11 protein-coding genes and 1 pseudogene are annotated in these 19,634 nt (G+C 32.4%); 5 read left to right on the top strand and 7 right to left on the bottom strand.

Annotated features, from left to right (window positions below):
* The 4 genes and pseudogenes from Q0820_RS04325 to Q0820_RS04310 form a co-directional block, all read right to left on the bottom strand.
* A pseudogene (locus Q0820_RS04325) lies at nucleotides 1–4,503 on the bottom strand (hypothetical protein); the annotation flags it as partial.
* 795 nt (nucleotides 4,504–5,298) lie between these two features.
* Entirely contained in the window at nucleotides 5,299–5,541 is a 243-nt protein-coding gene (locus tag Q0820_RS04320) for a hypothetical protein (RefSeq protein WP_298485428.1), read from the bottom strand.
* 437 nt (nucleotides 5,542–5,978) lie between these two features.
* Nucleotides 5,979–8,081 carry a type IX secretion system membrane protein PorP/SprF gene (locus Q0820_RS04315; protein ID WP_298485427.1) on the bottom strand — a complete coding sequence of 701 codons (2,103 nt, stop codon included), beginning with the start codon at nucleotides 8,079–8,081 and terminating at the stop codon, nucleotides 5,979–5,981.
* 4 nt (nucleotides 8,082–8,085) lie between these two features.
* On the bottom strand, nucleotides 8,086–10,338 hold the full coding sequence (locus Q0820_RS04310) for a gliding motility-associated C-terminal domain-containing protein (RefSeq protein WP_298485426.1): 2,253 nt from the start codon (nucleotides 10,336–10,338) through the stop codon (nucleotides 8,086–8,088).
* Between the two features lie 289 nt (nucleotides 10,339–10,627).
* Between Q0820_RS04310 and Q0820_RS04305 the strand changes: the two genes are divergently transcribed.
* Nucleotides 10,628–12,310: a glutamine--tRNA ligase/YqeY domain fusion protein gene (locus Q0820_RS04305; RefSeq protein WP_298485424.1), complete on the top strand. Its 1,683-nt coding sequence runs from the start codon at nucleotides 10,628–10,630 to the stop codon at nucleotides 12,308–12,310.
* Between the two features lie 141 nt (nucleotides 12,311–12,451).
* On the opposite strand, the gene Q0820_RS04300 is transcribed toward Q0820_RS04305, so the two are convergent.
* Nucleotides 12,452–13,936, bottom strand: a complete 1,485-nt coding sequence (locus Q0820_RS04300) for a PLP-dependent aminotransferase family protein (protein ID WP_298485423.1) — start codon at nucleotides 13,934–13,936, stop codon at nucleotides 12,452–12,454.
* Nucleotides 13,937–14,020: 84 nt separating this feature from the next.
* On the opposite strand from Q0820_RS04300, the gene Q0820_RS04295 reads away from it, so the two are divergent.
* The 4 genes from Q0820_RS04295 to Q0820_RS04280 all read left to right on the top strand — a co-directional run bounded on the left by Q0820_RS04295 (nucleotide 14,021) and on the right by Q0820_RS04280 (nucleotide 16,870).
* The gene (locus tag Q0820_RS04295) at nucleotides 14,021–14,551 is read left to right on the top strand and encodes an N-acetyltransferase (RefSeq protein ID WP_298485421.1); all 531 of its coding nucleotides are present in this window, start codon (nucleotides 14,021–14,023) and stop codon (nucleotides 14,549–14,551) included.
* A 7-nt stretch (nucleotides 14,552–14,558) separates the two neighbouring features.
* The gene (locus tag Q0820_RS04290) at nucleotides 14,559–14,849 is read left to right on the top strand and encodes a DUF1272 domain-containing protein (RefSeq protein WP_298485419.1); all 291 of its coding nucleotides are present in this window, start codon (nucleotides 14,559–14,561) and stop codon (nucleotides 14,847–14,849) included.
* A 4-nt stretch (nucleotides 14,850–14,853) separates the two neighbouring features.
* The gene (locus Q0820_RS04285; protein WP_298485417.1) at nucleotides 14,854–15,516 is read left to right on the top strand and encodes a pyridoxamine 5'-phosphate oxidase family protein; all 663 of its coding nucleotides are present in this window, start codon (nucleotides 14,854–14,856) and stop codon (nucleotides 15,514–15,516) included.
* 76 nt (nucleotides 15,517–15,592) lie between these two features.
* A complete protein-coding gene (locus Q0820_RS04280; RefSeq protein WP_298485415.1) occupies nucleotides 15,593–16,870 on the top strand; it encodes a POTRA domain-containing protein in 1,278 nt (425 codons plus the stop codon).
* A gap of 93 nt (nucleotides 16,871–16,963) precedes the next feature.
* Here the strand turns inward: Q0820_RS04280 and Q0820_RS04275 are convergent, their stop codons facing one another.
* Both Q0820_RS04275 and gltX read right to left on the bottom strand, forming a co-directional pair.
* Entirely contained in the window at nucleotides 16,964–17,920 is a 957-nt protein-coding gene (locus tag Q0820_RS04275; RefSeq protein WP_298485413.1) for an SPFH domain-containing protein, read from the bottom strand.
* Nucleotides 17,921–18,008: 88 nt separating this feature from the next.
* Nucleotides 18,009–19,517, bottom strand: coding sequence for a glutamate--tRNA ligase (gene gltX / locus Q0820_RS04270; protein ID WP_298485411.1), 1,509 nt, complete (start codon nucleotides 19,515–19,517; stop codon nucleotides 18,009–18,011).
* Nucleotides 19,518–19,634 lie beyond the last annotated feature (117 nt).

Raw genomic sequence — 19,634 nt, 5'->3', positions numbered from 1 at the left:
AAAGTTTCCAGTTACAATACATCCATTAGCATCGGTAACATTTACCGTATATGCTGCAGAAGTATCTGAAATTCCTGAAAAAGTTCCTGTTGTATTTGTGGTAGAGACTGAACTAGGGTCTATAATTTCATAGGTATAACCTGTCCATCCACCAGATACACTAATAATGACACTACCATCGGCGATACATGTTGGATCCGTTGGTACAATACTGTCAATAGCTAAAGCATTTGTAGGTTCATTAACCGTAATAGAACTAGTGTCTGTACAGTTTGTAGTTTCGTCCGTAACAACAATGGTATAATCACCAGCAGTAAGACCAGTTAGGTTAATAGTATTTGCGGATTGTGCAGTTATTGCTGTACCAGCATTAATAGTATATGCATAAGTACTAGCAAAACCATTTACAGTAAAGTCAACAGCACCATCTGCAGCACCAACACAAGAAACATTAGCGACCAATGCACCAGTAACATCCATTGGAGTTACGGGGTTTATTGTAAAGTTCTCGGTATATATACACCCTTTATTGTCAGTAACTCTAAAAGTATAGGTATCTGGAGCAAGATTGTCAAAATTTGCTGTAGAACCAGAAATGGAAGTAGCTGTAATGTTTGACGGTGCAATAATATCAAAAACAAAAGGAGTATTACCGTTTACTACAGATACTGTTACGTTAGAAGTCTGTGCTGGGCAATTAGGAGCTGTGGCAGTAAAAGTTAAATCATTAGGTTCATTTAGTGGATCTAATGTTATTGGGTCTGTTGGAAATAAACAACCATTAGCATCTCTTACTGTTATAGTATAAGTTCCTTCAGTTAAATTTTCAAATCTATGTGCGTTAGGGGTTGTATCTGGAATAAAAGTAACTCCATTTATGCTATACGCATAAGGAGCGGTACCACCAGTTACATTTTGAGCTTCTATGATTCCGTCTTGTGTACAAGTATAATCATTAATAAGGGATGAATCTGCACTTAAAGCAGTACTAGGAGTAGAAATAGAATAATATTCAAAGTAATCACAAGAAGAACTTCCTTTTCTTTGGTTAATTGCTATAGCATAATCACCAGCTGTTAAATCTGGAAAATAACCCGAGGTATTTGTATCTAAAGCAGTTGCTAGGTTATAGTTGTCTTCATCAAAACCTACAGCATTAAATAAATAATATGTAAGTTGATAACCGTTGGCACTTAGCAGATTAAATTGAATAGATCCCGTAGTATCGCCAAAACACAATACATCAATTATTGATATTGGGTCAAATTCCGCTGCAGGTTGAAATTCAATACTTACGGTATTTGATATCGCATGACAACTATTTCTGTCTACTACTACAAATGTATAGTCTCCTGGTTCTAGAATATCGAAAATTACACTGGTCTGATATTCTGAAGGAGGTATATCATTAATAGTTGGGTATGATGTTATAGTTGTGCCTGTTTCATCAACATATTCCCAAATGGCATAGGTATGTGGTGTTTGCCCACCATCTGAATCCATTTGAATATTGCCTTCTTTACAACTAATATGTTGCGATACTTGGGCCGTTATGTCTAAATCATTTTCATCTATAATAGTAATTTGTTCATTATAAGAACAACCATCTTCTGTTGTTACGTAGGCTATATAATTGCCTGCATTTAAACCTGTGAAAGTAAAATTATTATCATCTTCAGCAGCCGTACTAGTGTCAACAATACTTCCTAGTCCTCCATTGGAGCCATCATTTAATCTGATTTCATAGTAATATTTTGCATCTGCATTAGTCACCTGTATTGTAGCTGTGCCTAAAGTAGTGCAGTTTGCAGGAGTAACATTTACATTATACTGTACATCTCTTTCTACAATACCAATTACTGGAGTTTCAAAAATACAACCATCTACAATTGGAGTTCCAGTGCTGTCTAGTTGTGTTACTTGTACTCTATATGCTCCATTTTCTCCTGTTCCAAAATCAAAATTAGGGCCGTTATTTGCACTAAAAGGGATTATAACATTACCAGTAGCATCATCTACCAATTGGTAACCATAACCAGCTCCTAATGGATTCATATTAATATATCCATCTGTAGAACAAATTATATCTTTTTTTGTAAAGGATATAGGTAGAGTGTTTAGAAAAACATTAAAATAGAAACGACTTGTACATCCGTTTTGGTAGGTTACAGACAATCTATATTTACCAGCATCATTAACAAGGTAGTTATTACCTGTACTTACTTCATTCCAGTCGCATGTTAAATTTTTATTTGCGCAATCATCGCCAGGGTCATCCCCTTGACAACTACCCTCAACTAACCTTTCCCATACGATGTTTTGCGTATCTAATATGTTAATTTGAAGTAGTCTGGTATCATTAATTCCACATAAAAATAGTTTAGGCAATTCATCATTATCTATACTACATTGAACAATTTCACCTGCTAAATCATTTGCAGGGTCAGTATCGCTATTTACATCATTAAAATATTCAATTATTGGGTTTGTAATACTCCCTGTTCCATAAGGTTCTACATGGATTATTTCTTTAAAACCTTTACACGGATCTAGATCTTCTTTATCTACAATATAAGTACCTACTTCAGTAACAATTATTGTACTTGGGTCGTTGTCTGGATCGCCATCGGTTATTATGGTATCCGTTTGGTCAAAAATGCCATTGTTATTATCATCTCTTCTCCATTCGTATCCTCCAAAACCATCTCCTGCATCTAATATTGCTTCATTACCACATAGTTCAACCGTTCTTTCAAAACTACAGTCAGAAAGATCATCTAATAAAAAGTTCGTTGCTCCAGGAATTATAAATCCACAAGCGTTAAAATCTGTAACACTAGGATCATCGGTAATTACTGCTGAATTTTCTATTCCTCTATAAGTAGAATAGGCTATATTTTCTATTAAATCGGAACAAGCATTAACAAAATCAAAACAATTCTCTGCTACTTGTACACGCATTCGAATGGAATAAGGAGTAAGCCCTTGTTCTACTAAATTATTAGGTATGGTAAAAGTAACGGTTCGTGTTGCTGGATCATAAACATAAGTTACGCCTGTTGGTAAAACCATGTCTGCAGCTGTAAAGTCTGTTCCATTTGGCGGAGCAACATTTACAGGAAGAACATCTCTAATAGTATAACTATCCGCATCATCATTACCAATGTTTTGAAAAGATAATACATAGTCTAGAGTCTGTCCAAGATTTACCCCTTGCCCTGTAATATCTACACCGCCAGGGGTATTTACTCTTTTTTCTAATACAATATTGGGTTCTATAATTTCTACATCAAAGGAAACGAAGAAAACATCATACTTGTCTTGATCGGAGTTAAGGCGTAAAACGGCATTAGTAGCATCGTTAGGAATTACATTGTTGTTAGGGACATTGGTAACAGGGAATAAATCTACATCCCAACCCAAAGTGTTTGTACTGTTAGGATTACGTGTTGTTACTATGTTTGGGTCAATGGAAATACTGGAGTTAAAAAAGTTATCTACAGGGTTTACGGTACTGTTTAATGGAGTGAAAGCGATAGGGTCATAAGGAATGGTTGCATTAATAGCTAAACCATCTCCCGAATTGCCATTAACACCACCAAATGCATTATCTCCTTCTAGAGCCGCTACACCTATATTAGCACGTACATTAAAAGGAGCTGGTAATGTAGTAAAACCACTTATTGGAATTTCAACATCTGGAGCAGCTGATGCAATCCCGGCATAACCATCAAAAGTGGTAATGTATTTACTACCAGGTAAGTTGGGGTTTTCATAAACTATTACCATGGACCAACCACCTGAAATTCCACCCGTAATTCCACCACCATTACTAGCAAGTACATTGGCAACGGTATATTCTCCATCTGGATTTGCAAGACCTGTAATTATAGAGGTTACATCTTTATAACAAGTATATGGGCTATAATATCCAAAATCTGTATCGCCATTACCATCAAAAAGGATTTCGTCTGCAGTTAAATCTTGGTATGTACCATTTGGAGTTCTAAATTTTATATTGTCTATATTGCTCCTGTCCGAGTTTACATAAACGGCACCCCAATAAAGACCAGCATATCTTACTAAGGCGCAACCTTCATCTGGAACATCTAATGTGGCACTACTAGAACTAAAGGTGTCATCATTACCATCACCATCGCTATCAACAATTCCATCAACATCAATATATTGCATATTGTGACTGTCATTTGATGTTGAAGTACTTCCCGTATCATTATATGGGTCGTTAGGAGATACTGGTGGCACCCAAGTAGCTTGTGGATTCCATCTTCTATTTTTTCCTCTTCCTTCCCATGCTCCTATCCAATACCCATCTACTTGTCGGTTAACAATGTTGTTGGCTATGAAAGTTAGCTCACCACGAATATCTGCTGAATATCGAACATCAAAGTCGTTTTTTATTTGCGAGTATCCTGTGAATCCTATAAAAAGGAATAGTATAAAAAATAGTAGGTTTGGTTTCTTAAAAGTAATGGCTTTCATTTGGTCACATCTTATGTTTTGGTAGAATTCCCAAATATTTTAGAAAACAGATTCTATTGCGTTTGGGGATTTTACTAAAACAAATATTAATTATATAAATGATGTGTAGAATTTTATGTTGTAACATTCCCTTTTATTGTTGTGAAAGGACATTTACTTAATGTTACAAAAACAAGGGTTCTCGTATTTTAATGAGGTTTTTTTGTTTATTTTTTTAATTAAAAAGGGATAAATTGTCTTTATTTAAGGTGTTATTTTTATAAGAAATGCTCAAAATAAGGAATATTTTTTAGGTAAATGAACACTAAATTTTAGAGTAGTATTATGTGTTTTTTATATTTTTTGCACAAAATAAATTTTCATTTTTCACTAAAAAAATATGATAAAAGTGAGTGGTTTTCAATGAAAATATCAGGGTGTAAACTATACTTTTGGGATGAATTTTTTTCCTCTTTTTAGTTCTTTCTAATAATTTTCGTTTTTAAACATCTAGGGTTTTTCCTTATTGTTTTTCTCAAAAATTTTATAGGATCCTCTTATAATATTAAAAATTATGTCTAGCATAAATAGAAAATATACATTATATATTGTCCTGAAATAGGTTGGCCTTTTTTTGTATTATTAAAAGGTTAGAAATTCTATTTTCGTTTATTTTTTTGATACAATTTGTACGGAACGTTTTAATTTAAGCGAACATGACTACAAGTGTTTAACTTCAAGCTCCAATGTTTTCTAATATTGTTGTACGCAGGATTTTTATAGTTGTTCCACTAATTTTCTGGGGGTAACAGTATCTTATATAATTTTCAGTTTACTGATCTTATTTTGATTATCGAATTCAATAATGTCAACGACATCAAATTCTACTCTTTGATTATTTTTTAAAGTCCATTTATAGGTAAAATAGAGAGCTAAATTGTTTGAGTCATTTTCTTCAAAAATTCCTTTTAATTGAAGTTCAGAATTTAATGTAGCACTATTTAATTCACGATAAAATTCATCTGCTTTTTTTACTCCGTATAGTGGTGAATCCACCATTCCATTTTGATTGAATAATGCAACTACTTGTCCAATATTTCCATTTTCAAGATGAGTTATATATTGCTTTGCTATTTCCTTTTTATTCCTTATTTCATCAATTTTAAATTTCAGAGTTTGTTTCTCAACTTTTGTACAACTGAGGTTTTTAAATTTTTTTAATAAAAAAACTATTAAACCAACGCTATAGATTAGTTTAATAGTTTTTACTTTTTCTCTAATTTAGAATTAATTCAGTATGGTATTTGTGAATTACAATGGAGATAATTTTAATTATTCCTTTGCTTAACAATTTTACTTTCTACTTTAGTTTGTTATAAATATTCGAAAATCTTTTTTTTGATTACCAGAAATGAAATCTATTAAATAATCGATTTTTAAAATTTGTTTTTTGGGAACGCACTGTAGTTTTGCTCTAATGTTATTTAATAACTAACTTACACAAAATCTTCTTCTCTATTAACTCTCATAATCCACATCTTATCATCATAAGAATCATTTAATTTAGAGTAATATGATATTAGTGCGTTATTCCAAGACTCATGTCTTTTTAAATACACATAACGGTATTTATTTTCTGGATTAATAAAATAACTTGCATTTAATCCATAAGAGTTAAGCAGTTTAACAAATCTATTTGCGTTGTTAGGGTTTGCAAAAACATTTGCAATTATATAGTAACCAGAATTAGCACCATCTATAACATAGGTTTTTGGTGTAGGATCTGTTGCAGCAATATTATCTTTTACGATTACATTAGATTGTAAATTATCTGAAGCATATTTAGAAGATTTTTCTTTTAATTTATCTACATTACTTGCATAAGCTTCATTACTGTATTTATTATCTACATTCATGATCCATAGCTTACCATTGTAATTTCCATTTAAATTACTTTTATAAGCTTCGGCAGCTTCACCCCAAGAATCATAACGTTTTAAATACACATATTTAAGTCCGTTATTTTGGTTATCTATATAATTTGCATTAATGCCTTTATCTTCTAATTTGTGTAAAAATTTATCTAAATATTGCCCACCTTTATACACATTTGCAATAACATAATAACCATCTTGTACACCATCTAGATTTTTAAATTTTCTACTTTTTATTGGTTCTTGTGTTGGGGTTATAGCAGCATAATCTCTTTGTTGCGTGTTATCTCTAGTAGCTTCTGGTTGCACTGTTTTTTCAATAACTTTATTTGTTTTTGTAGTATTAGGAGTTACAGTTGCAATAGATGTGTTTTTGGTGTATGAATTATCTTGTTCTTTTAGTATTGGGTTTGTTGTGTTTTGTGCAACAGTTGGTTTATCTCTACCAGTATAAAATAAGTCTTTAGCTCTTTTTTCTACATCTGGTCTTTGGCCATTAGTTTCACTACGAACCATTTTCATCACAAGATTAAATCTTCTTTCTAAATCTAGTTGTCTGTTAGCTTCTAATGAATCTTGCTTAAACATAAGTTCTGCAAGTACTTCATCATTCTCTTCTAGTTTCTTTTTAAGAGCCTCTAACTCATCATTTTTTACTAAATCTTCTGCTTTAATTTCTGAGTTATCTGCTAGATCTTCTTCATAATCGTCCTCTAACATTACACGGTCTTCTGTAAGATTAGGAGTAAAGGAATATGCAAAAGAAATTTCATGCGTTACTCCAAGATTATCAAAATCGGTACTTAGCCCCTTTTCCATGGTATACCCAAGAGATATTCTTCTATTAATATTAAAACCAATACCGGCAGATGCTCCATAAAAAGAATCATAACCACCTTGTACCCATCCTAACTTTGGCAAATCTAATAACAAACTACCGCCAAGTTCTACATCTTCTTCTCCTTGCATTTTTACTCTTGCTAAAGGCATAAGTCTTGCGTTTTCCATTATACCAGCAGAATTTTTAAACCGATGGGTATATTGTAAATGCCCAGAGTAGGTCTTGTCTTTAAACTCGGTAAGTGTTTCGCTTGTTTTTAAATTATAATCAAAAAGATTTTCTGCAAAAACACCAACATCAAAATTACCATAAGAAATATTAAACCCTGGTTGAAAAGAAAGCACATTACTATCTTCTGTTCCGTTTAGCCTAAAATCATTTACATCTACAACATCTACATTATTTCTATTTAAACCAGAACTATAGTAAGCAAGGTTGGCTCCAAAAGTAAAGTTACTTTTATCGCTTAATTTAATACCATAAGCATAGTTAGCCAAAACACCTATATTAGATAAAGGCCCTACTTTTTGGGTATACAAACTTAAACCTAATCCGCTACGGTCTCCCATTCTACCACTATAACTTAAAAAATACGTTTGTTCGTTATCTTTAAATTGTACCGATTGGTTTCTATGTAATAAATTTATATAAGATTTATCCTCTTGTACCGTAGAAAAAGTAGGGTTTATTAAAAAGCGATTGTATTTTAATAAGTTTTGTGGTGCTACTTTATATGGTAAAATAGGGTCGTCTTCTTGGGCATTTACTGCTGTAAATGTTAAGAAAGCGAATAGGATTAGTTTGGTTAATTTTTTTAGTCTCATTTTGTTAACGAATAACTGTAATTGTACCTTGTTTAAGAGTTTCATTAGCATTCTTTATTACGTAATAGAATACCATGTTTTGTTTAGCAAATGATGTTGTAGATTCTGGCCAGTTATTTTGGTAGCCATTTACATTAAGTAATTCTAAACCTTTATCTGTATAGATAACAACATTAATATCTTGTTTATTAGAATAGGTATTTGGTATAACCCATTGGTCATTTGCTCCATCACCATTTGGCGTTATAACATTAGGAACATTAAATAGGTCTTGGTAAACAACAGTAAGTGGTTTACTAATTTCGCAATTATCAACATTTGCGATTAATACATATTCTCCTTCTTGCGTAAATGTGTACGAGTTTGTAGATCCTAATTCTATACCATTAGCATCTAACCAACGGTATGTTGTACCACCACTTGCAGTAACTGTTTTAGAACTACCTTCTGGAAAAACTATTTCCCCATCAACATCTACAGTTATTAAACTTGCGTCTAGAGGAGTAATATTAATTTCATTAGAATATAAGGTACATCCATTTTTATCTATGGCTAATCTATAGGTTCCTGGTGCAGTAACATTTAGTGTTGCTCCAGAAGTGCTTACAGAAGAACCATTAAGTTCCCAAGCATATGTTTCTGTAGATAAATCTTTTGTGGTTGATACTGTAATTACATCACTAGAACTACAATAAATAGTACTTGTACTAGTAATAGTTATGGTTTCATTTGTTAATAATTGAACCGGTAAAGTGTCTGAAGTATCATTATACGTAGCAATAGTACCTTCTATAGTATAATCTCCATTTTCAGAAGTATCTGTTAAGCTAATAGTTTTACTAGTTGCTCCAGAAATATCTACACCATCTTTTTTCCATTGGTAGGTAAAACTGTCTATAACAGAAGTTGTAACATCTGTTTTAGTACCGTCGGTTGCAACAGCATTAATGGTTTTTACTTCTAATACAATAGAAGTTGCTACACAGGCCGTATAATTGGATTGATAATCTGTAATAATTTCAAATGATGCAGGAACTACAGCTGTTGTAGTTTCAGAATTTCTTATTGTACCAGGACAGGCACCACCAGCTTGTGTTACTTCTGCATAGTACGTTCCTTCTTCGGTTATATCTAATGTACTGTTAGTGGCACCACTTATTATAGTATTGTTTCTATACCATTGGTAACTTGGTGTAATTGCTGTAGTAGATACACTTAAGGTTTCTGGTTGTGATGGTAAAACCACTACATTGGCACCATTGTTTCTTGTTACCGTAAAGTTGTCTGCGTTAGTTATTGTAATAGCAGCAGATTTTTCGGTGCAAATTCCGGAAGCAGAAATTTCTACTTGGTAGTCTGCCTCAAAACCACTAACATTTGCATCAACTATATATGTTTCTTGTGTTGCTCCTGTAATTATAGTATTATTTTTATACCACTGGTAAGACCAACTAGGGTCTGTTAAATTCATGGTAAGTGTTTCGGTATCTCCAATACATAAAGCAGTTTTAGAAGGTGGGTTAATTGCAATACCAGAACCTGTTGCTCCAATAGTAACATCTACCCAGTTAGAATCTGTATTCCCAGAACCAGTACATTCTGGTCCATAATCTATAAACGCATTATAAATACCGCTTTGTGTTACATTTATTGTATGCCCTTTTTCTGATGTTAATTCGGTACCACTTCTATACCATATATACTGGTATGTTTCTGGATTTGCTATATTATCTACCTGTAGTGTAATAGGATTTTCACTACATATATTTCCTGGAGGAATACCATTGCCAGCTTCACTAATATTTAAGTTACTTGTTACATCCATGTAGTACATACTATAAGTAGAAGATTCTGGACTAGTTTTTTCTGGATCCGTACTACGAACTCTCATTTTATACCCCTGCCCTCTTGTTGTTGTTGGTATTGCAAATTCTATATCAAAATCTGTAGTAGTATTTTTATCTGTTGCTTTTGCTAACTCTGTTGGAGAACTAAAATCTCCACTAGCATCCGAAAGTTCTAAAATAAATTCATTGTTAGTGTTTACGGTACCTGCCCATTTAATTTTTGCATAGTATTGGTTAAAACCACCATTACCTGCGCAAATATTTACCCAAGGAGAGTTTCCAGGTAAGTTTGGATTATCAGCAGGAGTTGGTGCATTTATTACAATTGCTTGTGCGCTAAGTGTTGTTGCACCAAGAAAAATAAAAAGCATTAAGAGTAATGCATTGCCGTAAGTTAGTCTTTGTTTCATAAGTAGATGTAGTTTTGGGTTACTACTATATTGGGCCGTTTTTTTACTTAAAAGTGTTTTTACTGTCGTTCCATAACGTAAAAATTTTGAAAATAACGCATTTGAACCCCTTTTTTTTACACTTCATAAGTAACAAACACAAATATGTTAATTATTTTAGGGCTATAGAATTTAATGTTGTATGGGTATTTAAATGTGTTGTGAAACGCATTTTTTATAGAGTCTGTACTTTTTAATGTACCAGTATTACTGCATTTTTGCTACTTTTGCAGACTAAAGATTAGAAAGAATGAGCGACGATTCAAAACCGTTAAATTTTATTGAGCATATTGTTGAGGAAGACCTAGCAAATAATTTTCCAAAAGAGCATTTGCGCTTTCGTTTTCCACCAGAACCAAATGGATATTTACACATAGGACATGCAAGTTCTATATCTTTAAATTTTGGACTTGGATTGCGATATAATGCACCTGTAAATCTACGTTTTGATGATACAAACCCTGCAAAGGAAGAGCAAGAGTTTGTAGATGCTATTAAGAAAGATGTTACGTGGTTAGGATATGAATGGGATACCGAACGGTATGCTTCAGATTACTTCCAGCAATTATATGATTGGGCTATTTATTTAGTTAAAAAAGGAAGGGCTTATGTAGATGATCAATCTTCTGAAGAAATGGCTGCTCAAAAAGGAACACCAACAGAGCCTGGAACAGAAAGCCCAAACAGAAATCGTTCTGTAGAAGAGAATTTAGCTCTTTTTAATCAAATGAAAAATGGAGAGTTTAAAGAAGGTACTCATGTTTTACGGGCTAAAATAGATATGGCTTCTTCCAATATGCTTATGCGTGATCCTATCATGTATCGTGTGTTACACAAAGCGCATCATAGAACAAATACCGATTGGTGTATTTACCCTATGTATGATTGGACGCATGGAGAGAGTGATTATATAGAACAAGTATCACATTCTTTTTGTACTCTAGAATTTGCTATGCACCGTGAATTGTATGATTGGTTTTTAGACCAAGTATATGATGAAAATAAGGTAAGGCCAAAACAAAGAGAGTTTGCTCGCAGAAATTTAAGCCATACCGTAGTTAGTAAAAGAAAACTGGCAAAGCTAGTAGAAACTGGAGTTGTTTCTTCTTGGGATGACCCAAGAATGCCTACTATTTCTGGTTTGCGAAGAAGAGGGTACACACCAGAATCTATTCGTAATTTTACAGAGACTATTGGTATTGCTAAACGTGACAATTTAATAGATGTTTCTTTATTAGAATTTCAAGTTCGTAACCATTTAAATAAAGTTGCCCCTAGAGTAATGGGAGTTTTAGACCCTTTAAAAGTGGTAATTACAAATTATCCAGAAGGTGAAGAAGAATGGTTAGATGCTGAAAATAACCCAGAAGATGAGAGTGCTGGTTCTAGAAAAGTTCCTTTTTCTAGAGAATTTTACATAGAAAAAGAAGATTTTAGAGAAGAAGCAAATAAAAAATTCTTTAGACTTAAGTTAGGCAAAGAAGTTCGTTTAAAGAACGCTTATATTATTAAAGCAGAGTCTTGTACAAAAGATACCGATGGGAATATTATAGAAGTACAATGTACCTATGACCCAAAAAGTAAAAGTGGTAGCGGCACAGAAGAAAGTCTAAGAAAAGTAAAAGGAACGTTACACTGGGTATCTATAAAACATGCTGTAGAAGCAGAAGTTCGTTTATATGATCGTTTATTTACAGATGAAAGTCCAGATACGCATAAAGATAAAGATTTTATGGATTTTGTAAATCCAGATTCTTTACAAGTAATAAAAGGATATTTAGAACCACACCTTAAAGAAGCGAAAATTGGAGATAGAGTTCAATTTCAACGTTTAGGTTATTTTTGTGTAGATCCTGATTCTAGTTCCGAAAAACTAGTTTTTAATAAAACGGTTGGTTTAAGAGATTCTTGGGCCAAAATTGCCGAGAAATAGAAGTATAAATTTTAACAATGGAATAAAAAATAATCATTGGTATTTTTTATTCCATTGTCTTGTTTTACTACGTTTTGCAGAGTTTTTAAAAGAATTATAAGCCCTAGCACACCCGGAAGGTCAAAGTGCTTTAAGATTGTTTTATTTTAAGTTTTTTGCTTCAAGAAGTACTTTTTTAAATCGTTGTACTAAATTTTCTAATTCTTCTATAGAATACGATGCAAATCCAAACCGCATTCCGTTATGGCCAGAATTTGTTGGATCGTAATTTTTCCAATCTGTAATAATCAATTTTTGTTTTTTAGAAATTTCAGAAATTTGTTTCCAGGAATATTTTTTATCTAAAAGAATCCAAACTGCCATACCACCTTTAGGAATTTCAAAATTTATAAATTCAGAAACTTCTTCTTTTAATCGTTTACAGAAATAATCTCTTCGCTCTTTGTAAATTTTTAAAATCTTATTAGTGTGTCTATTTAAATCTCCATTAGAAATAAATCTGGCAAATGTCATTTCTAAAATTGCATCGCCTTGCCTATCCATATATTTTCTTCTAGCAGCTGCTTCATCAATAACATCTTTTGTAGCAATCATGTAACCAACTCTAAAAACTGGCGCCACACTTTTACAAATAGAACCTAAGTAAATTACATTTCCATTGGTATCATGGCTGGCTAATGGTAGTATTGGGGAGTGGCTGTAATGAAAATCATAATCATAATCATCTTCTAAAATTGCAAAGTTGTATTTCTTGGCTAGTTGTAAAATAGCAATTCTGCGTTCTGCAGATAGTGTTACGGTTGTAGGATGGTGGTGGTGCGATGTTATGTAAATTCCTTTAACCGTATTTTGTGCGCATAGTTTTTCTAGAGATTTTATACACAATCCGTCCGAATCTACTTTTACTCTTTTTAATTTAGCTCCTTGGTGCAAAAAAGTTCTATCTGATGAAATATAATTGGTTTCTCCTACTACAATGCAATCGTTGGGTTTAATAATTAATTTAGCCGCCAAATATATTCCCATTTGGCTCCCTCTTGTAATTAGTACATTGTCTTTTGTAATTTTTAATCCTCTTGTTTCATTTAAGTATTTTGCAATATTATTTCTTAAATCCTTGTTTCCGTGTGCAGTACCATAATTAATAAACTGTAAGGTATTTTTTTTGGCTACAATATTTCTATAAATAATTGCAAGTTCTTTTAGTGGAGCTAACCTTGTATCTGGAATACCATCATTTATATACATAAAGGCATTGGTAGCTTTTTCTTCATGTGCTATTAGGTGCTCATTCCTATAAAAAGAAAAGCCCGATTTTTCACTTTTAGTAGCTTCTTTATTTTGTAAAAAATCTTTTTGAATAATAATTGGAACTTTAGAATTCACATAAGTTCCTTTTTGCGGCAATGTGGTTATCCAACCTTGTAGTTGCAGTTCTTCATAGGATGCAAGAACCGTTTTTCTATGAATGTCTAATAATTCTGATAATTTTCTAGAACTAGGCAATTTTGCTCCAGAAATTAATGTGCCATTTTTTATTAAACCAATAAATGCATTAGTTAATTGCAAATATATAGCGGTACCTTTTTCTTTATGTATTTGAATGATAGATTTGTATGGAATCATCTGGACTATTACTTATTTTAAAACTGGATTATTTAAGTAGTCCATGAATGTATTAATTTTATTCTATATATGGTATATAGTATAATGGAAAAGAGAAAAATACATATAAAAAGAGCTAGTATTAATGATGCAGTTTCTATTGCTCTTTTAGGAAGAATTACGTTTACGGAAACTTTTGGAGACCTTTTTTCTGATAAAAAAGATTTATTAGAATATCTAGAAAGAACTTTTGCTGTAGATAAAATTGAAAAAGGAATTGAGAAAGATAACAATGTTTTTTTCATTGCCTTTATGGATAAACTTCCTGTAGGATATGGGAAACTAAAATTACATTCAGAAAATAAATTTTTAGAGGATAGTAATATTTGTCAGCTTCAAAAAATATATGTTTTACAAGATTTTCTTTCTCTGGGTATTGGCAAACAATTACATAGCTGCCTTTTAAAAAAAGCAATAGACTTAGGATTTAACGCAATCTGGTTATCAGCTTTAGATAGTAATCAAAGAGCTATTGATTTTTATATAAACTATGGTTACCAAAGTATTGGTAAGCATGGATATACTATAGGTAAAGATGATTTTGAACTTTATGTAATGCATAAAAAATTCAATTAATAACAGTATGTTACAAATAAGACCCACTTGTGAGAATTGTAATAAAAAGCTATTACCCAATAGTACAGAAGCTATGATATGTACTTACGAATGCACTTTTTGTGTAGATTGCGTAACAGATGTTTTACATAATGTTTGTCCAAATTGTGGTGGTGGATTTGAAAAAAGGCCAGTTAGGCCTATGAATGAATTGTTACAAAACCCAGAAAGTAAAGAGGTTATTTATAACCCAGTTAATCTTAAGAAGTTTAAAAATCTATTACAAAAGTTTCAATATATTTTACCAAATAAAAGATAATATTATGTCAGATTATAAAATTACAGATGTAAACAAAGTAAAAAGAGGCCCAAATAGAGCAACTTATGATGTTGCAACCATTAATACAATTATAGATGCTGGCTTTATTGCACATGTTAGTTATATCTATGAAGGTAAAGCTATTAGTATTCCCATGGCTTATGCAAGAATAGAGGATAAAATATATATACATGGGTCATTAAAGAATAGAATGCTTTTAGCTCTACTAGAAGCTAAAGAAGCTAGCTTAACTATTATGCATTTAGATGGTTTGGTATTAGCGCGTTCTGGTTTTCATCATTCTGTAAATTATAGATCCGCTACAATTTTTGGTTCTGTTAAAGAGCTAAAAGGAGATGAAGAGAAAACAATCATTTTAAAAGCTATTGTAGACCAAATGATTCCTGGACGTTGGGATAGTTTGCGAGAAATGACCGATAAAGAAAGAAACAGTACTCTTGTAGTAGAAGTAAAAATAGAAACTGCATCTGCGAAGATTAGAGATGTTGGCGTAGTGGATGAAAAAGCAGATGAATCCTTACCAATATGGGCTGGTGTTGTACCAGTAAAACAGGTGGCTTTACCTCCAATATCGGACAATAAACTTTCTAATGAGGTTAAAGTTCCACAACATGTGCTGGCATATTATAATCAGAATAAAGCATAGTTATAATTAACACAAGAAATGTATAGTTGTATGGAATGTAGATTTTTTTCGTCTTATAAGAGGAAAATTATCAGACATGAAAAAAATTGCGATATTATTTCTTCTTTTTTTTAGTAGCAACCTTTTTGCACAAGAAGATATTATTTCTGAATTAAAGTTTACAGGTTTAAAAAGAACAAAAGAGTCTTTTTTAAAGCGGTTAATAAAAACAAAAATTAATACGGTTTATGATTCTATATTAGTTTCCGAAGATGTAGAAAGACTTAAGCGTCTTCCAGGAATTGCTAGTGCATCATATACTATTACACAGGATAATACTACTACGATATTAGAATATGCTATTGTAGAAAATTTTACTATTATTCCGGGTTTACGTATTGCTACAGCTAATGACGGTAGTTTTTCTTATCGTATTTCTGCTTTTGAATTTAATCTTTTTGGAAACAATCAACTTTTAGGAGGTTTTTATGAAAAAAATATTTTTAATTCTTATGGAGCTTTTTGGGAGCATCCATTTTTATTTAGTGATAAATTAGGGGTAGGGCTCAGCTACCAAGACCGTACAACACAAGAACCTGTTTTTTTTACAGAAGGAGAAAAAGACTATCGGTTTAACTCTAAAAGTTTAGAAGCATCGTTATTATTTTCTTTCGATTTTAATAATGAAGCAGAACTGGGGGCATCCTTTGTTAAAGAGTCTTATATTTTTGAAGGAGATAATGCAGTACCAAATACACCACTTTCATTAAGTGCAGATAAATTAATATACAAAGCAATATATAGGTATGTAGATTTAGATATTGATTATCAATATTTTGATGGATTTATAAGTGAATTTACGGGTCAACATGTTCAGTTTTCTGAAGGAGAAGCACCTAGTGAAGACTTTTTAGGCTCTTTTACATCTCTAAGAAATGATTTTATTTACTACAAAAAAGTAAAGACAAGAGGTAATTGGGCAAGTAGATTACGCCTAGCAGCAGCATTTGGTAATAATGATTCTCCTTTTGCCCCTTTTACTTTAGATAACCAATTAAATATTAGAGGAGTTGGTAATACTGTAGATCGTGGTACTGCTGCCATTGTATTAAATACAGAATACCGACATACATTTTATGAAAAAGGATGGTTTGTTGTACAAGGAAATGCTTTTGTTGATGTTGGTTCATGGCGTAATCCTGGGGAAAATTTCTCTCAGTTATTTGATGGAACTTCTACAAAACTATATCCTGGCGTTGGTTTTCGTTTAACCCATAAAAAAATATTTAATGCAGTATTTAGGCTAGATTACGGTTTTGGTATAGGTAGTGCATCTACGAACGGTATTGTATTTGGTATAGGGCAGTACTTTTAAATCATAGTATCTTACAATACCTAAAAAGCCACTGAGAAATTTCTCAGTGGCCTTTTAATGCCTTTCGGGTTTGTCTACAGTTAATAAGGTACCTTAAGAGTTATCCGAAGGCCCCTTCTTTTTATTTACTATTCCTTTCTTAGCATTTTGTTCTTTCATTGCCTCCCCAATTTGGTTAGACGCTGTGAAAGATGCAATCATATTATTTAGCATATCGCTACCAGCTTGTGGCGAGTTTGGTAATAATATTAAGTTAGAATTAGTTTCTTCTCCAATAGATTGTAAGGTATCGTAATGTTGTGTTACTACAATAAGAGCAGACGCTTCTTGTGAGTTAATACCAACGTTATTTAAAACGTCTACAGACTCTTCTAAACCACGAGCAATTTCTCTACGTTGGTCTGCAATACCTTGCCCTTGTAAACGCTTACTTTCTGCTTCTGCTTTTGCTTTTTCTACAATAAGAATACGAGCAGCATCTCCTTCAAACTGAGCGGCAATTTTTTCTCTTTCAGATGCATTAATACGGTTCATTGCTTCTTTTACTTGTGCATCTGGATCAATATCCGTTACTAAGGTTTTAATAATTGTAAAACCATAATTAGTCATCGCATCTTGTAATTCTGCTTTTACGGCAATAGCAATATCATCTTTCTTTACAAAGACATCATCTAATTTCATTTTAGGAACTTCCGCACGTACCACATCAAAAACATAAGAAGTAATTTGATCGTGAGGATATTCTAACTTATAAAAAGCATCATATACTTTATCTTTATGTACAACGTATTGCACAGATACCTTTAGTTTGGTAAAAACATCATCAAGTGTCTTAGTTTCTACAATTACATCTAATTGCTGAATTTTTAAACTTACACGTCCGGCAATACGCTGTACAATTGGAATTTTAAATTGTAATCCAGATTGGCGAATGCTACTAAATTTACCGAAGCTTTCTATAATTACTGCGGTTTGTTGTTTTACTATAAATATCCCAGAAAAAAGAATTACTGCGACTAGTACTAAAATGGGTATTAATGTTAAATTCATGGTTGTGCGGTTTTAGGTTAAAAAATCAATTTACAAACTCTTTCACTAATTTGTAGGTAAAATACTCCTTTTGTTACACTTTTCTCTCTTAAAGAGTATTAATTGCTTTTTTAATCCTTGCAATGGTTTCTTCTTTTCCTATCATTTCTAGTATGTCAAAAATATGTGGGCCCTTCATATCGCCAACAATAACAAGACGTAATGGAGGCATAACTTTACCAAAAGAAAGCTCTTTATCTGTAATCCACTTTTTTACAATAGTTTCTACATTAGCAGAATTAAAATCTTCTATTGTACTTATTACAGAAAGTACTTCTTTCATGATATCTGGTGTGCCTTCTTTCCATTGCTTTTTTACAGCTTTTTCTGGATAGGAGGTAGGAGCAACAAAAAAGTAATCACTTAAACCCCAAAAATCTTTTACAAAAACTGCACGTTCTTTAATTAAAGAAACTACTTTTTCTATCCATTCATCATTATATTCTTGTGAAGGAATCTGTTTTTCGGCAAGTATTATTTTAAATAACGAGGCCAATTCTGCATCCTTCTTATTTTGTAAATATTGCTGATTGTACCACTTTGTTTTATCTGGATCAAAACGTGCTCCAGATTTGTTTACACGTTCTAAACTAAATTCTTTTACTAATTCTTCTAAGCTAAATATTTCTTGCTCGGTTCCAGGATTCCATCCTAATAATGCTAAAAAGTTTACTACGGCTTCTGAAAAGTATCCTTCTTCTTTATATCCAGTAGATTCATTCCAAGATAAAGGAAATACAGGAAATCCTAATTTTTCCCCGTCACGTTTGCTTAGTTTTCCTTTACCAACAGGTTTCATAATAAGTGGTAAATGTGCAAAAGTAGGAGCAGACCAACCAAAAGCGTCATACAATTGTTGGTGTAATGCAAGAGAAGGCAACCATTCTTCCCCACGAATAACATGGCTAATTTCCATTAAATGGTCATCTACAATATTTGCTAAATGGTATGTTGGCATACCATCACTCTTATAAAGAACTTTATCATCTAACACATTGGTATCTATAGTGATTGTTCCACGAATAACATCTTGTAAAACTAGAGTTTCGTTTTCTGGTGTTTTAAATCGTATAACATAAGCATCCCCATTATCTAATTTTTCTTGGGTTTCTTCTTTAGTTAACGCAAGTGAATTATCTAACTTTAATCTATTATGCCAATTGTATATAAAGGTTTCCCCTTTTTCTTCGTGGTCTTTTCTATGCGCATTTAAACTATCGGCAGTATCAAAAGCATAATAGGCCATTCCTTTTTCTATAAGCTCATCGGCATATTTTTTGTACAAATGTTTACGTTCGCTTTGTCTGTAAGGACCAAAAGCACCTTCTTTTCCTGGGCCTTCATCAAAAGAAAGTCCGCACCAATTTAGTGCATCAACAATATAGTTTTCTGCACCTTCTACATATCTATTTTGGTCTGTATCTTCTATTCTAAGAATAAAATCTCCGCCATTTTTTTTTGCAAATAAATAATTAAATAAAGCAGTACGCACACCGCCAATATGTAAAGGTCCGGTAGGACTAGGTGCAAAACGTACACGAACTTTGTTATGAGCCATTATTTTCTAATTTTTAAGGTGTAAAGATAGGTTTAACGGCCTTAAACCCCAAAGCCCTTTTTTTGTAACTTTGGTATAAATTTATTTGTATTGCACAGTTACCAAGATGTACTATTT

This window comes from uncultured Maribacter sp. (genome assembly GCF_947495965.1).
Taxonomy (GTDB): Bacteria; Bacteroidota; Bacteroidia; order Flavobacteriales; family Flavobacteriaceae; genus Maribacter_B.
This window is presented reverse-complemented; position numbering and strand designations above follow the sequence as displayed.

Excerpts from the sequence above, each read along its gene's own strand:
- Q0820_RS04320 (WP_298485428.1), bottom strand. The coding sequence starts at position 5,541 with ATGGTGGATTCACCACTATACGGAGTAAAAAAAGCAGATGAATTTTAT.
- Q0820_RS04315 (WP_298485427.1), bottom strand. The coding sequence starts at position 8,081 with ATGAGACTAAAAAAATTAACCAAACTAATCCTATTCGCTTTCTTAACA.
- Q0820_RS04310 (WP_298485426.1), bottom strand. The coding sequence starts at position 10,338 with ATGAAACAAAGACTAACTTACGGCAATGCATTACTCTTAATGCTTTTT.
- Q0820_RS04305 (WP_298485424.1), top strand. The coding sequence starts at position 10,628 with ATGAGCGACGATTCAAAACCGTTAAATTTTATTGAGCATATTGTTGAG.
- Q0820_RS04300 (WP_298485423.1), bottom strand. The coding sequence starts at position 13,936 with ATGATTCCATACAAATCTATCATTCAAATACATAAAGAAAAAGGTACC.
- Q0820_RS04295 (WP_298485421.1), top strand. The coding sequence starts at position 14,021 with ATGGAAAAGAGAAAAATACATATAAAAAGAGCTAGTATTAATGATGCA.
- Q0820_RS04290 (WP_298485419.1), top strand. The coding sequence starts at position 14,559 with ATGTTACAAATAAGACCCACTTGTGAGAATTGTAATAAAAAGCTATTA.
- Q0820_RS04285 (WP_298485417.1), top strand. The coding sequence starts at position 14,854 with ATGTCAGATTATAAAATTACAGATGTAAACAAAGTAAAAAGAGGCCCA.
- Q0820_RS04280 (WP_298485415.1), top strand. The coding sequence starts at position 15,593 with ATGAAAAAAATTGCGATATTATTTCTTCTTTTTTTTAGTAGCAACCTT.
- Q0820_RS04275 (WP_298485413.1), bottom strand. The coding sequence starts at position 17,920 with ATGAATTTAACATTAATACCCATTTTAGTACTAGTCGCAGTAATTCTT.
- gltX (WP_298485411.1), bottom strand. The coding sequence starts at position 19,517 with ATGGCTCATAACAAAGTTCGTGTACGTTTTGCACCTAGTCCTACCGGA.